The organism is Janthinobacterium sp. PC23-8 (assembly GCF_002250505.1).
In the GTDB taxonomy this organism is placed as follows: Bacteria; Pseudomonadota; Gammaproteobacteria; order Burkholderiales; family Burkholderiaceae_D; genus Janthinobacterium.
Genome location: NZ_NJGY01000001.1, coordinates 303127 through 317451 on the forward strand (window position 1 = coordinate 303127; position 14325 = coordinate 317451).

Below are 14325 nucleotides of genomic sequence, written 5' to 3' on the forward strand. Positions count from 1 at the left end.
GCTGTTGCCTTGGGCTAAAAAAGCCTAGCGCTTGCTGTTGCGGATCACCGCCTCGAACCACTTCGGATGGTGCTTGCGCGCCCAGCCGTACGTGACGGTGCCGCGCACCATCGCGCCGATCGAGCCCTTGACCCACAGCGCGGCATAGATATGCACGATGATGGCGCAGATGATGCCGAAGGCGCAGATCGCATGCAGCAAGGCGGCCGCGCGGATGACGGGAATCGGGAAATAGAACGCGAAATACGCGCGCCAGATCACGATGCCCGACAGCAGCAAACCGACCATGCAGAACAGCAGCACGAAGAACAGGATCTTCTGGCCGGCATTGTATTTGCCGATCTTCGGCAGCTTCTCTTCGCGGTTATTGAGCACATCATCGATCTGTCTCAGCCACTGTTTGTCGCCGTCCTCGAACTGGTTGTGGTGCCAGAAGCGCAGCACCAGGATCGCGAACGAGACAAACATCACCAGGCCGGCAAACGGATGCAGGATGCGCGTCCATTGACCGCCGCCGAACAGCAGCGCCAGCCACGCCATCGAGGGATGGAACATGGCCAGGCCCGACAAGGCCAGCAGCACGAAGGTGATGGCGGTAATCCAGTGATTGCTGCGCTCATTGGGATTGTAGCGCTGTATCAGCGGATTGCCGTCCTTGTCGCGCAAGGGGTCATGCCCGTGGAGATTATCGTGGCTCATGCTGATCCTCCCGCAGGCGCTTGGCCTCTGCCAGGGCTTCGCGCTCTTCGTCCCTGCTCACCTCGTTCGGACCGACACGCGTGTAGTGGAAAAAGCCGGCCAGTGCGGTCGCGGCCATGCCGGCCACGGCCAGCGGCTTGGACCAGCCCTTCCAGAAACCGACCATCGGGCTGATGCGCGGCCGGTCCGGCAGGTTGGAATACAGGCGCGGCTTGTCGGCATGGTGCAGCACATACATCACGTGCGTGCCGCCCACGCCCAGCGGATCGTACAGGCCGGCGTTGTCAAAGCCGCGCGACTTCAGGTCGACGATGCGCTCTTCGGCATGGACCTTCATGTCTTCCTTGGTGCCGAACAAGATGGCACCGGTCGGACAGGTTTTCACGCAAGCCGGTTCCTGGCCGACGGCCACGCGGTCCGAACAGAGCGTGCACTTGTAGGCGCGGTCGTCCTTTTTCGAAATGCGGGGCACGTCGAACGGACAGCCGGCCACGCAGTAGCCGCAGCCGATGCAGTTTTCCTGATGGAAATCCACAATGCCGTTGGTGTACTGCACGATGGCGCCAGGCGCCGGGCAGGCTTTCAGGCAGCCCGGGTCTTCGCAGTGCATGCAGCCGTCCTTGCGGATCAGCCACTCCAGGTTGCCGTCGTTACTTTCGTGTTCGGCAAAACGCATCACCGTCCACGATTGCGGCGTCAGGTCGGTCGGATTGTCGTAGGTGCCATGGTTTTCGCCGACTTCGTCGCGCAAGTCGTTCCATTCCATGCACGCCGTCTGGCAAGCCTTGCAGCCGATGCACTTCGACACATCGATCAGCTTGGCGACCGTGCCCGTCACCGGCGTCCTCGCCTGCGGCGCGGTGACGGTGGTGGCGGACAGGCGCCGGATATCCAAAGATTGCAGTGCCATTATTGAGCTCCCATCATGCTTTTTCCACCTTCACCAGGAAGGACTTGAATTCCGGCGTTTGCGAATTCGCATCCCCCACGCCCGGCGTCAGGGTATTGATCAGATACCCCGGCTTGGCCACCCCCGTAAAGCCCCAGTGCAGCGGCAGGCCGACGGTGTGCACCTGCTTGCCTTCGATCGTCAACGCCTTGATGCGCTTGGTGACGACGGCCTTGGCGATGATATGGCCGCGCTTGGAACTGACACGGACCTCGCCGCCGGCGACGACGCCGATGCTTTTGGCCAGCTCTTCGCCGATTTCAACGAATTGCTGCGGCTGGATGATGGCGTTCAGGCGCGCATGCTTGGTCCAGTAATGGAAATGCTCGGTCAGGCGGTAGCTGGTGGCCACATGCGGATACTCCTCATGCGTGCCGAACATTTTCCGGTCATCGGCGAACACGCGCGCGGCCGGATTGCTGGTCGCCTGCGGGTTTTTCGGATGCATCGGGTTGTAGCCGAGCGGATTTTCAAACGGCTCGTAATGTTCGGGGAACGGTCCTTCGGCCATCGCGCCGCGCGCAAAGAAACGCGCCACGCCCTCGCCGAGCATGATGAACGGGCCCATGCCGTTTTCGGGCGGCTCGTCGATCTTGAAGTCGGGAATATCGGCGCCGGTCCAGTTGCTGCCATTCCACTCGATGAGTTTGCGGGTCGGGTCGAATGGCTTGCCCTTCAGGTCGCACGAGGCACGGTTGTACAGCACGCGGCGATTCGCCGGCCACGCCCAGGCCCAGCCCAGCGTCTGGCCGATGCCGGTCGGGTCGCTGTTGTCGCGCCGTCCCATCTGGTTGCCCGCCTGCGTCCAGCTGCCGGCGAAAATCCAGCAACCGCTGGTGGTGGTGCCGTCGTCGCGCAGCTGCGCAAACGAAGCGAGCTGCTCGCCCTTCTTGACCAGCAACTTGCTCGCGTCCTTGGGATCGTACAGATCGGCCAGCGCACGGCCGTTGAATTCTCGGGCGATCTCTTCCGGCTGCGGATCATGCGGCCGCGCATAATTCCACGTCAGGTTCAGAATCGGGTCCGGGAACTTGCCGCCCTCTTTCTGGTACAGGGTACGCATGCGCAAGAACAATCCCGACATGATCTCGAGGTCGCTGCGCGCCTGGCCCGGCGGTTCGGCCGCCTGCCAGTGCCACTGCAGCACGCGCGAGGAGCTGACCAGGGAGCCGCGCTCTTCGGCGAAGCAGCTGGTCGGCAAGCGGAACACCTCGGTCATGATCTTGCCCGGATCGACTTCGTGGTACTGGCCGTGCGGCTTCCAGAATTCACCGGTTTCCACCGCCAGCGGATCCATGATGACGAGGAACTTGAGCTTAGCCAGCGCTTCGGTGACCTTCTGCTTGTTCGGCGCGGAGGCCAGCACATTGAAGCCCTGGCAGATATAGCCGGTCATCTTGCCTTGGTGCATGTTCTCGATGGCCTGCATCAGGTCATACGGCTTGTCGAGCTTGGGCAGGTAGTCGAAGGCGTAGTTGTTCTCGGCCGTGGCAAAGTCGCCCCACCACGTTTTCATGAAGCTGACGTGGAACTTGCGGTAATTGCTCCAGTAGCTGAGCTGGTTCGGCCGCAGCGGCTTGGTGGCGCGCGCGCTGATATAGCCGTCGAAGTCCTGCTCACCCTCGTTCGGCAAGGTCATGTAGCCGGGCAGCAGGTTCGACATCAGGCCCAGGTCGGTCAGGCCCTGGATGTTCGAGTGGCCGCGCAAGGCGTTCATGCCGCCGCCGGCGATGCCCATATTGCCCAGCAACAGCTGCACCATGGCGCCGGTGCGGATGGTCTGCGCGCCGGTCGAATGGTGGGTCCAGCCCAGCGCGTACAGAATGGTGCCGGCGCGTCCCGGCACGGCAGTCGACGCCAGTGCTTCGGCCACCTTGTGGAACTTGTCGGCCGACACGCCGCACGTGCGTTCGACCATCTCGGTCGTGTAGCGCGCGTAGTGCTTCTTCATCATCTGGTAGACGCAGCGCGGGTGCTCCAGGGTCGGGTCGACCTTGGCATAGCCGTCTTCGCCGATCTCGTAGTCCCAGGTGCTCTTGTCGGTGTACTTGCCTTTTTCCTTGTCGAAGCCCGAATACAGGCCATCCTCGAAAGCATAATCTTCGCGCACGATAAACGGCATGTCCGTGTAGTTGCGCACGTACTCATGCTGGATCTTGTCGTTCGTCAGCAGATAATTGATGATCGCGCCGAGGAAGACGATGTCCGTGCCGGTACGCGTGGCGCAGTAGTAATCTGCCACGGATGCGGTACGGGTAAAACGCGGGTCGACCACGATCAGCTTGGCCTTGTTATGGGCCTTCGCTTCCGTCACCCACTTGAAGCCGCAAGGATGGGCTTCCGCTGCATTGCCGCCCATGACCAGGATCACATCGGCATTCTTGATATCGACCCAATGATTCGTCATCGCGCCACGGCCAAACGTCGGGGCAAGACCTGCCACCGTCGGTCCGTGTCATACACGCGCCTGATTATCAAAGGTCAGCATCCCCATGCTGCGCACTGTCTTGTGGGTCAGATACCCGACTTCGTTGCTGCCGGCGGACGCGGCCAGCATGCCGGTGGAGAGCCAGCGGTTGACGGTCTGGCCGGCGGCATTCTTTTCGATCAGGTTGGCGTCGCGGTCATCCTTCATCAGGCGCGCGATCTTGTCGAGCGCCACATCCCAGGAAATCGGCTGCCATTCGGTGCCGCCCGGCGCGCGGTACTCGGGCACTTTCAGGCGGTTCGGGCTGTGGATGAAGTCGATCAGGCTGGCGCCTTTCGGGCACAAGGTGCCGCGATTGACGGGGTGATCGGCATCGCCTTCCACGTGGATGATGCTGGAGACGGCGTTTTTCGCGCCGTCGCCCAGGCCGTACAACAGGACCCCGCACCCTACCGAACAGTAAGGACAGGTATTGCGTGTCTCGGTGGTCCGGGACAGCTTGTATTGCCGCACTTCCGCCAGCGCCTGGCCCGGTGCAAAACCGAGCATGGCGAGGCTGGAGCCGGCAATGGTCGCGCCAGTTACCCGGAGGAACTGGCGCCTTGACATCTGAACCATATCAGGCCTCTATGAGGTGAGTAAAAATAAAAGTCAGGATGGCATCGCACTGCCATACCACCTTATTTTACGCCTCAATCACGGATGAGGCCGCGCACCGAAATCTTCATTCCTGAAATACAATACTTTCCTCTACTAAAGTATAGTTTCTTTTATACAACAAATCCCGCTGCTGCGGCCAGTTGCAAGGTCAAGCTGCCGGCCGGCAAGCTCGCTGCCAGGCGCGCCGCCTGGCCAGACCACAGCAGGCTGAAGTCGCCGCTGCCCTGCGCTTCGGCCTGTTGCTTGAGCAGCAAGGAGGCGCCGCCGGCCAGCGGAAACGCCGGTGCCAGTGCCGACATCGGTCCGGCTTCGCGCACCAGCCGGTTGGCCAGCCCCCGCGCGGGCCGCCCCGTAAAGACATTGGTCAGCCGCGTCTGGTCGTCGTGCGCTGCGGCCAGGGCGGCGCGGTGGATGGCCGATGTGCGTGCTTCGGGACACAGCAAATAGGCCGTGCCCACCTGTACCGCCGAGGCGCCCAGCGCCAGCGCGGCGCGCACGCCGCGCGCGTCGGCGATGCCGCCGGCGGCGATCACCGGCACCGTCACGGCGTCGGCCATTTGCGGCACCAGGGCGAAGGTGCCGACTTGCGCATCGATATCGTCGGTCAAAAACATGCCGCGATGGCCGCCCGCTTCCCAGCCCTGGGCGATAATGGCGTCGCAACCGTGCTGTTCCAGCCACAGCGCTTCCGCCACGGTAGTGGCCGACGACAGGATCACTGCGCCAGTCGCCTTGACCCGCGCCAGGAAGTCTTGCGATGGCAGGCCGAAGTGAAAGCTGACCACGCCGGGGCGCAGTTCTTCGACCAGCGCGCACATCTCCTCGCCGAAAGGCCGGCGCACCGAGGTGGGAATCGGCAGCGCCGGATCGATGCCCAGTTCTACATAATATGGGTGCAAGCGATCGCGCCAGGCCGCTTCGCGCGCGGCATCGGCTTCAGGCTGCTGGTGGCAAAAGAAGTTCAGATTGACGGGCCTGTCGGTGGCGGCACGGATGACCTGCATTTCAGCGCGGATCTGCTGCGCGTCGAGGCCGGCGCAGGCGAGCGAGCCGAGGCCGCCGGCCTGCGCCACGGCCACCACCACCTCATGCATGGCGGCAGCCACCATCGGCGCCTGGATCACGGGCAGGTCCACGCCCAGCAAGCGGGTGACGCGTTGGTCAGGCGAATTATTTGTCATGGCGGTCCTTTCGTCAGGGGGTTGCCCCATTAGACTATGCCAGCGGGCTTTCTGTCAGCGGCAACGCTGGCGTCACCAATACCGAATGGTCGAACTGCTGGCGCACGCGCTGCAGGAACGCCGCCAGCGCGGCCGACACAAAGCCGTCGCGGCGGCGCACGCACAGTGTTTCCACCCTGCCCGCGCCATCGGGCAGCACATGCATGGCCAGGCTGGCCAGACCAGCATCAACCAGCAGCGGTTCGACCAGCGCGCGCGGCAGCAGGCTGACGCCGATGCCGGCGCGCACGCAGCCGAGGATGGCGTCGAGCGAACCGAGTTCCATCATGCGCAAGCGGGCGGTGCCACGGCGCCGCATCACCGATTCAAGCAGTGCGCGGTAGGAACAGCCGTCGCGAAACACGATCAACTTGGTGTCTTGCAAGCTCGACCAGATACTGGCTGGGCCGAACAAGCTGACCCACGGCGCCGTGACGAGCACCAGCTCTTCCACTCCAACCAATTCCGCCAGCAGCTCGGGCTGGGCGGCCAAATCGATCACGCTGGCCGCCACCAGCGCCGCGTCGAGGCTGCGCGCCAGCACGGCATCGCGCATCTGCTGCGAGGTGCCGGTGCGCAGAATCAGGTCGACTTCGGGAAAATCCATGGCGTAGCGCACCAGCATGTCGGGCAGGCGCAGCGCGGCCGTGGTTTCCATGGCGCCAACCAGCAGCGGCCCCGAAGGCTCGGCACCGGCCTGCATCGCCTTGCCGGCCTCGGCAAGGGTGTGCGCGACCGTGGAGGCGTATGGAAGCAGGCGCTCACCGGCGTGGCTCAAGGTCATGCCGCGTCCGTGGCGATAAAACAGCGGCACGCCCAGTTGCTGCTCCAGGCGCTGGATACGCTGGGTGACGTTCGACGGCACCGTGCCCAGCCGGGCGGCGGCGCGCGTGATGCTGCCGCCGTGCGCCACGGCGGCAAAAAATGCAAGGTCGGTGGAATCCATGGCGATGACTGGCGTTCAAAACGCCAGTATCCCATGAACAACTACAGGCTGTAGCGCAAGGTGAGCGCCAGATTGCGCGGCGCGCCGGGCAAGCTCAGGTTCGGGCTGCTGCCGTGGCCGGATACGATATGGCGCGTGTCGCCGATATTGTTGACGTTCAGCTGCACCTCGTACCTGCCGCTGCGGTAGGCGGCCATGGCGTCGGCCGTCACATAGCCGGGCAGCAGCACCGTATTGCCCGGATTGGCAAAACGGCTGCCGATGGCGTTGGCGCCGCCGCCGACCGTGAAGCCGGAACCCAGATCCTTGGTCAGCCACAGATTGGCCGTATTGCGCGAAGTTAATGTGGCGCGCTTGCCCTTGATGGCGACCGAGCTGGCGGTAGTGCTGCCCGGCGTATTGACGCTGCGGTCGACGGCGATCGAATCGGTGATAGTGGCGTCAAGATAAGCATAGCCGGCCGTCATCTTCCAGCCGCCACGCAGGTCGGCGTTGAAGGTCAGCTCCAGGCCATCGGTGCGCTGGGTGCCGACCGGCACGATGCGGTTGGTGACGGGGTCGCTGGTCTTGATATTGTCGCGCTCGAGGCGGAACAGCGAGACGGTGGCGCTGGCGCGTCCGTCCATCAGATCGTATTTGGCGCCCACTTCGGTATTGCGCGTGGACTCCGGCGCCAGGTCGGCGTTATTGGCGGCCAGCGCAAAGTTCTCGCCGCTGGGCTGGAACGACCGGCTCCACGAAGCGTAATACGACTGGGTGGCGCCAGGCTGCCAGACGAGACCGGCGCGCGGGCTGTATGCCGAATCGGTGCGCGACAGGTCGGCGGTGGTGGTACCGGTCGCATTGACCAGGCGCGAGCGCTGCTGGTAACGGTCGTAGCGCAGGCCGGCCAGCGCCTTCCATGCATCGCTGAAGGTGATCGCGTCCTGCACATAGCCGGCGGCCGTGTCATAGGTGCCGAAAGTGTCGCTGCGCACGCCCAGTTTGCTGCGGTCAACCTGCGGCAGCACCGGGTTGAAGATCGATACATTGGTCGCCACCACGGTGGCGGCCCAGCTGCTGGCATCCTTGCCCTGGGTACCGAACTCGGCGCCGTACAGCACTTCGTGGCGGACCTTGCCCGTCGCCAGCTTTTGCGTCAGCTCGGTCTGGTTGAACCAGCCGTTTTCATCGCGGTTGAGCTTGGCATGCCCGAGACTCATGGTACCGCGCACCTCGTTGACATTGCCCGAGATATTCGTGTTGTTGCGGTCCAGGTGATAGTCGTAGTAACGGAAGGCATTGCGCAGCGACAACGTGTCGCTGAACTTGTGCGTCAGAGTGGCCGAAGTCGACACCACGCGCGACTGGGAAAAGTCCGCATCGCGCGCGTTGGCCGCGCCGAAGTAGGTGGCCGGATCGACGTTGACGGGACGGCCCTGGTACGACGGAATGCCGAAATCGGTCAGGCGGCGGTCTTCCAGGTAATCGCCCTGCAGCAGCAATTGGGTGTCGCCGGACAGGCGAATTGCGACCGTTGGCGCCAATGCGGTGCGGTTCAGGAACTGCTGGTCGCGATAGCTGTCGGACAACTCGCGCGCGCCCGTCATGCGCCACGATACGTCCTCGCCAACCCGGCCGACGTCGATTTCGCCACGCCGCCCCGCCGTATTGGTCAGGCTCAGCGCCACGTCGGTGATGTCCAGGCCAGGTTTTTTCGTGATGCGGTTGACCAGCCCGCCCGACGAGCCGCGGCCATACAGCACGGCGGCCGGCCCCTTGATCACTTCCAGGCGCTCGACGTTCGACAGGTCGCGGAAATACAGGGCATCGTCGCGGAAACCGTCGACAAACTGGTCGCCGATGGCCGTAAAGCCGCGGATGAACACCTGGTCGCGCTGGCCGTCGCCGGTCGACAAGCCCACGCCCGGAATGTTTTTCATGACGTCCTGGATCGACAACGCATGCTGGTCGCGGATCACGGCCGCTGGCACCACATTGATGGTCTGCGGCACATCGCGCAGCGCCATGTCCGTTTTGGTGGCGCTGCCCGAGCTGGGCGCCATATAAGCAGCACCATCTTTTGCGGCTGTGACGGTCACGGCCGGCAGGCTTTCCTGGGCCTGGGCCAGTTGTGGCAAGGCGCTGGCGGCAAACGCGCCCAGCAGGGCGATGGCGATTGGGGTAAATCCTGGCTTGCTGCGCGACTGCATACAACTCCTGTCATGTATTTGAATGAGAACCATTCTCATAATAATAGCAGTGTTGGCTGCGCAAGGTAAGTAGCAGTACGCATAGACAGCTAACTTGAGGTAAATAAGCCACAGCAGATCGATATCAAAAAAATATTTAAATTTCCTTGAAAAACTATTTATTTTCATCAATGCTATACTCGACGCCTGTTGGAAGACGATAGTCGCAATCGAAACTTCCCTGACTGTACCGCCATCGCCACGCTTGATGTGGCTTGCCGCAACGAATCACGCGGCACATGAAAACCCCGATCCCCTGCGCCTTGCGGCGCTTTCCCGCCCTTTGCCGGCGGCGGCGATCATGAATACTCACTGCTAGGACCACCATGAAAAACCTGAATATCGGCGGGCGCCTCGGCGTCGGCTTTGCCGTCGTCTTGCTGTTGCTCACCGCGCTGACCGTGACCGCCATCGTGCGCATGCAAACGGCCAGCGACCTGACCTATCGTTTGATCCATACCAGCATCAAGAACCAGCGCATGGTGGCCGAATGGGCCAAGATCATCGAGATCAACAGCGTGCGCGGCGTCGCCACCTTCGAAATGAACGATCTGGCCGCCCGCGCCAAGATGGAGCAGGACCTGAAAGTACAGGCCGAGCGCTCCAGCCAGTTGCAGGAACAGATCGCCGCCTCGCTGCGCAACCCGGCCGTCAAGCAGCAGTTCGAGGTTGTGCGCAAGGTGCGCACGCAATACGTCACCGTGCGCGGCCGCGCCTTTCAGCTCAAGGCCGATGGCGACTTCGACGGCGCCAAGCAGATGTTCTACAAGGACCTCGCGCCCATCACCACCGCCTACCTGGCGGAAGTCAAACGCTTTGCCGCGATGCAGATCAACGCCGCCGACGGCGTGGCCGACAGCATCATGGACAGCTATGCCAGCACGCGCAACCTGCTGATCGAACTGGGCTTGCTGGCCATTGTGGTCGGCGTCGCTTTTGCATGGCGCATCACGCGCTCGATCACGCAGCCGATCCACGCCGCCGTCAAGGTGGCGCAGACCGTGGCCGCCGGCGACCTGACGAGCACCATTACGGTCGCCAGCCGCGACGAAACGGGGCAGCTGATGCAGGCCCTGAAAACCATGAACGACAGCCTGGTGGCCATCGTCGGCCAGGTGCGCAGCGGCACCGACACCATCGCCACGGCCTCGTCCGAAATTGCGGCCGGCAACCAGGATCTGTCGGCGCGCACGGAACAGCAGGCCAGCTCGCTGGAAGAGACCGCCTCGTCGATGGAAGAGCTGACCTCGACCGTGAAGCAAAATACCGACCATGCGCGCCAGGCCAACAAGCTGGCCGGCGACGCGGCCGACATCGCCAGCCGCGGCGGCGCCGTGGTGGCCGACGTGGTGTCCACCATGGGCGACATCAATACGTCGTCGAAGAAAATCGTCGATATCATTTCCGTGATCGACGGCATTGCCTTCCAGACCAATATCCTGGCCCTGAACGCCGCCGTGGAAGCGGCCCGCGCCGGCGAGCAAGGCCGCGGCTTTGCCGTGGTCGCCACCGAAGTGCGCAATCTGGCGCAACGCTCCAGCGCCGCCGCCAGGGAAATCAAGGGCCTGATCGACGACTCGGTGCAAAAGGTCGATGCCGGTACCCGCCTGGTCGACAAGGCCGGCCGCACGATGGAAGAAATCGTGCAGAGCATCGGCTTTGTTACCTCGATCATGGGCGAGATCAGCAACGCCAGCGAAGAACAAAGCGCGGGCATCGAGCAAGTGAACCAGGCCATTTCCGAAATGGACCAGGTCACCCAGCAAAATGCGGCGCTGGTGGAACAAGCCTCGGCGGCCGCCGAAGCGATGCAGGAGCAGGCCGGCGAACTGGCGCGGGTGGTCAGCGTGTTTCGTCTCGACACCAGCAGCGCGGCACCAGCAAGCGCCAGCCGGCCAGCACGCCCGGCACCGGCCCGGCAGGCGGCCCCTGCCCGCGCCTTGAGCTTGCCGGCGCAGCGCGGCAAGCCGAAGGCCGGCAGCGGCGAAGGCGAGTGGGAAGAGTTCTAAGAGAGTTTCCAGGTTGCAGCACGCAGGCCACGGCGGCGGCCACGCTCGCGCCGCAATCATGTTGTCAGTGCCTGCCGGCCAGTCCCGCTTCGGTGTCGCTGACCAGGCAGGCCAGTTGACGCGGCAGAGCCTGGCCCAGAAAGGCCAGCGCCAGCGCCTCGGGCTCGATGGCGGCGTCCAGCGGCAGGCCCGTTTCAAAGCCGCCCACCATGGTGCGGCAGAAATGCGGCGACTGGGGACGCGTTTCCACGTACCAGCACCCGGCATAAGTCTGCACGAAATACTCGCCCAAAAAGTAGCCGAGCATGGTCTTGACCCATTGCCAGCTTTCATCACGAATCGCAATCGTGCGCATGGCCGCATCGATATACGGCAGGTATTCGGCCGCATTGTTCAGCACTTCGTGCGCCGGCTGCATGCCCAGGCGCTCGACAAAGCCGACCAGCGAGGCGCCCAGCTCGTCGTAATACACATCGAACGCCGCCAGGCTGCGTTGCAATTGTTGTTCCTGTTCCTGCTTCAGCATTGCCACCTCTTTATCCGCTAATTGATTGAACACCATCAGGCCATGCCCACGTCGACGCCGGCGCGCGCCAGCAGCGCTTCATTACGCTTCGATAAATGGCGCACCTGCAGATGCTTGCCGGCGCGCGCGTAGCGCTCATAGAGGCTTTCCAGCGCGGCAATCGCCGAATGGTCGGCCATATGCAGATGCTTGCAGTCGAGTACCACGCGCGCCGGGTCGGTGGCGGCCTGGAACAGTTCCTGGAAATGCGCGGTCGAGGCAAAGAACAGGGTGCCATGCGGCAGATAGACGCGCAGGCCGGCTTCGCTGTCGTCGATCTCGCTGCGCATCTCGCGCGCATGCTGCCAGGCAAAATTGAGCGCTGCGATAATAATGCCGCACACCACCGCCATCGCCAGGTCGGTCAACACGGTGATGATGGTGACGGCGACGATCACCAGCGCATCGTGTTTCGGCACCTTGCCCAGCACGCGCAGCGAGCCCCAGGCAAACGTTTCCTGCGCCACCACGAACATCACGCCCACCAGCGCGGCCAGCGGAATGCGCTCGATCAGCGGCGACAGGAACAGAATGAACAACAAGATCATCACGCCGCTGGTCAGGCCCGACAGGCGCGAACGGCCGCCCGAGCTCAGATTGATCATGGTCTGGCCGATCATGGCGCAACCGCCCATGCCGCCGAACAGGCCCGACACCACGTTCGAGGCGCCCAGCGCCACGCATTCGCGATTGGGCTGGCCGCGCGTTTCCGTCATTTCATCGGTCAGGTTAAACGTCAGCAAGGTTTCGAGCAGGCCCACCATGGCCATCAGCGCCGCATACGGGAAAATGATGCGCAAGGTCTCGCCATCGAACGGTACCTTAGGCCAATGCAGGGCCGGCAAGCCGCCGGCGATATGCGCCAGGTCGCCGAGGGTGCGCGTGGGCAGCTGCAGCGCGTAGCTGAGCACGCCCACGCCGAGAATCGCCACCAGCGCCGGCGGCACCGCTTTCGTCAGGCGCGGCAGCAGGTAAACAATCGCCATGGTCAGCGCCACCAGCGCGCCCATCACCGCCAGCGGCGTGCCTTGCAGCCAGCCATGGCCTTGCGGCGTGTCCTGGCGAAAATGCTCGAGCTGCGCCAGGGCGATCACGATGGCCAGGCCGTTGACAAACCCCAGCATCACCGGATGCGGCACCATGCGGATCAATTTTCCCAGGCGCAAAATGCCAAACAGCGCCATGATAATGCCGCTCAGTACCACGGTGGCCAGCAGATATTGCACGCCATGCTGGGCCACCAGCGCCACGATCACCACCGCCATCGAACCGGCCGCGCCCGAAATCATGCCGGGCCGCCCGCCAAACACGGCCGTCATGGCGCAGATGATAAAGGCGCCATACAAGCCCATCAGTGGATTGAGCTGGGCCACCAGGGCAAAAGCGATGCACTCGGGCACCAGGGCAAACGAGGTGGTCAGGCCGGCGAGGAAATTTTTTTGTATGTTCGGCAGCCATTCGGCCCGAAACGTCGCGTTGATCATTGCACTACCCAAGGTTGAAACAGAAAATGGCGCCTGGTGCGATGCATCCAGGCACAAGCCGGCGACAGCGCCCCATGGGAAGCCGGCGCATGGCGAACAATCGGAAGGTCAATGACTACATCGGCATGGCGCAATGGGACGATAAACCGCGCGCCGGGCGGCGCTGCCTGGCCAGCCCCGGATTATACAAGATCGTCCGGATCAGCCAGTACCCGCCAGAGGTCAAGCATGGAAGAACCTGTTCCACGCAAGCGCATGCCGGTAGGACAGGCGATGAACTCGCGTAATCAAAGCGGGTCCAACTCCGACAGCCCCAGTGGAGAACTATCATGAGCGAGACCATCAAACTTGAAAGGACAGCCTGGAAAACGTATTTTGATCACGTTTCCAGGCAACTCGAAGGCAGGCAGGTTGAAATTGAAATCGCCTCGCTGGCGATCGGCAACCAGTTGGCCGCAAAATGGCTGCCCCTGTTCGGCATCACCTATGACGAGAAAAATGACTTGCTCGCCGTGATGGCGGAAGGCCTCGATCACATGATACGCCATCCGCGCGAAGTGCATGCCGAGCGCGAGGGCGCCGATCTGCACTCGATCCATGTGAACGACGGCGACGGCGCCAGCCAGCTGCTTCGGTTCAGGGCCCCGCCGGCGCAGTCGCCGCCCGGGCCTGGCGGTAACGCACCGCGCGCGGCCGGCTGACACCGAGCAGGCACACCCGCATGGGATGTCCGCAGACGAAAAAAACCCGCATCGCTGCGGGTTTTTTTCGACTGCTTGTACTGGAGGCGAGGACGGGAATCGAACCCGTCTAAACGGCTTTGCAGGCCGCTGCATAACCTCTTTGCTACCTCGCCAGAGGAACTGCTGCGATGTGCGTTGCGGCACATCTTGAAACTGGAGCGGGAGAAGAGTCTCGAACTCTCGACCTCAACCTTGGCAAGGTTGCGCTCTACCAACTGAGCTACTCCCGCATGGAGCTGTTACCATCACGCTACGCCATCGAAGGCGGCGGATAAAAAAAGGAAGCCAGTTGCGCTTCCCTTCAGAATTCTTGGAGCGGGAGAAGAGTCTCGAACTCTCGACCTCAACCTTGGCAAGGTTGCGCTCTACCAACTGAGCTACTCCCGCATGG

At 63.0% G+C, this 14325-nt stretch carries 10 protein-coding genes and 3 tRNA genes; 2 read left to right on the forward strand and 11 right to left on the reverse strand.

Annotated features, from left to right (window positions below; all coding sequences use genetic code 11):
• Nucleotides 1–24 precede the first annotated feature (24 nt).
• The 6 genes from CD932_RS01335 to CD932_RS01360 form a co-directional block, all read right to left on the reverse strand.
• Complete coding sequence (locus CD932_RS01335; protein ID WP_094441065.1) at nt 25–699, reverse strand: formate dehydrogenase subunit gamma; 675 nt, start codon at nt 697–699, stop codon at nt 25–27.
• Nucleotides 686–1609 carry a formate dehydrogenase subunit beta gene (gene fdxH / locus CD932_RS01340; RefSeq protein WP_094441066.1) on the reverse strand — a complete coding sequence of 308 codons (924 nt, stop codon included), beginning with the start codon at nt 1607–1609 and terminating at the stop codon, nt 686–688. Before fdxH ends, CD932_RS01335 begins: the two co-directional genes overlap by 14 nt.
• A 13-nt stretch (nt 1610–1622) precedes the next feature.
• Entirely contained in the window at nt 1623–4694 is a 3072-nt protein-coding gene (gene fdnG / locus CD932_RS01345) for a formate dehydrogenase-N subunit alpha (protein WP_094441067.1), read from the reverse strand.
• 152 nt (nt 4695–4846) lie between these two features.
• Nucleotides 4847–5917: a nitronate monooxygenase family protein gene (locus tag CD932_RS01350; RefSeq protein ID WP_094441068.1), complete on the reverse strand. Its 1071-nt coding sequence runs from the start codon at nt 5915–5917 to the stop codon at nt 4847–4849.
• A gap of 34 nt (nt 5918–5951) precedes the next feature.
• Complete coding sequence (locus tag CD932_RS01355; RefSeq protein ID WP_094441069.1) at nt 5952–6902, reverse strand: LysR family transcriptional regulator; 951 nt, start codon at nt 6900–6902, stop codon at nt 5952–5954.
• 41 nt (nt 6903–6943) lie between these two features.
• Entirely contained in the window at nt 6944–9094 is a 2151-nt protein-coding gene (locus tag CD932_RS01360; RefSeq protein WP_094441070.1) for a TonB-dependent siderophore receptor, read from the reverse strand.
• A gap of 365 nt (nt 9095–9459) precedes the next feature.
• Between CD932_RS01360 and CD932_RS01365 the strand changes: the two genes are divergently transcribed.
• Nucleotides 9460–11142, forward strand: a complete 1683-nt coding sequence (locus tag CD932_RS01365) for a methyl-accepting chemotaxis protein (protein WP_094441071.1) — start codon at nt 9460–9462, stop codon at nt 11140–11142.
• Nucleotides 11143–11206: 64 nt separating this feature from the next.
• Here CD932_RS01365 and CD932_RS01370 read toward each other — a convergent pair whose 3' ends face one another.
• A complete protein-coding gene (locus tag CD932_RS01370; protein ID WP_141213146.1) occupies nt 11207–11668 on the reverse strand; it encodes a hypothetical protein in 462 nt (153 codons plus the stop codon).
• 35 nt (nt 11669–11703) lie between these two features.
• A complete protein-coding gene (locus CD932_RS01375) occupies nt 11704–13191 on the reverse strand; it encodes a SulP family inorganic anion transporter (RefSeq protein ID WP_094441073.1) in 1488 nt (495 codons plus the stop codon).
• Nucleotides 13192–13520: 329 nt separating this feature from the next.
• On the opposite strand from CD932_RS01375, the gene CD932_RS01385 reads away from it, so the two are divergent.
• Nucleotides 13521–13892, forward strand: a complete 372-nt coding sequence (locus CD932_RS01385) for a DUF5335 domain-containing protein (protein WP_094441075.1) — start codon at nt 13521–13523, stop codon at nt 13890–13892.
• Between the two features lie 81 nt (nt 13893–13973).
• Here CD932_RS01385 and CD932_RS01390 read toward each other — a convergent pair.
• From CD932_RS01390 to CD932_RS01400, 3 genes are all read right to left on the reverse strand, one after another.
• A tRNA-Cys gene (locus tag CD932_RS01390) sits at nt 13974–14047 on the reverse strand.
• A gap of 41 nt (nt 14048–14088) precedes the next feature.
• Nucleotides 14089–14164: transfer RNA gene (locus CD932_RS01395), tRNA-Gly, on the reverse strand.
• A gap of 81 nt (nt 14165–14245) precedes the next feature.
• A tRNA-Gly gene (locus CD932_RS01400) sits at nt 14246–14321 on the reverse strand.
• Between the last annotated feature and the right edge of the window lie 4 nt (nt 14322–14325).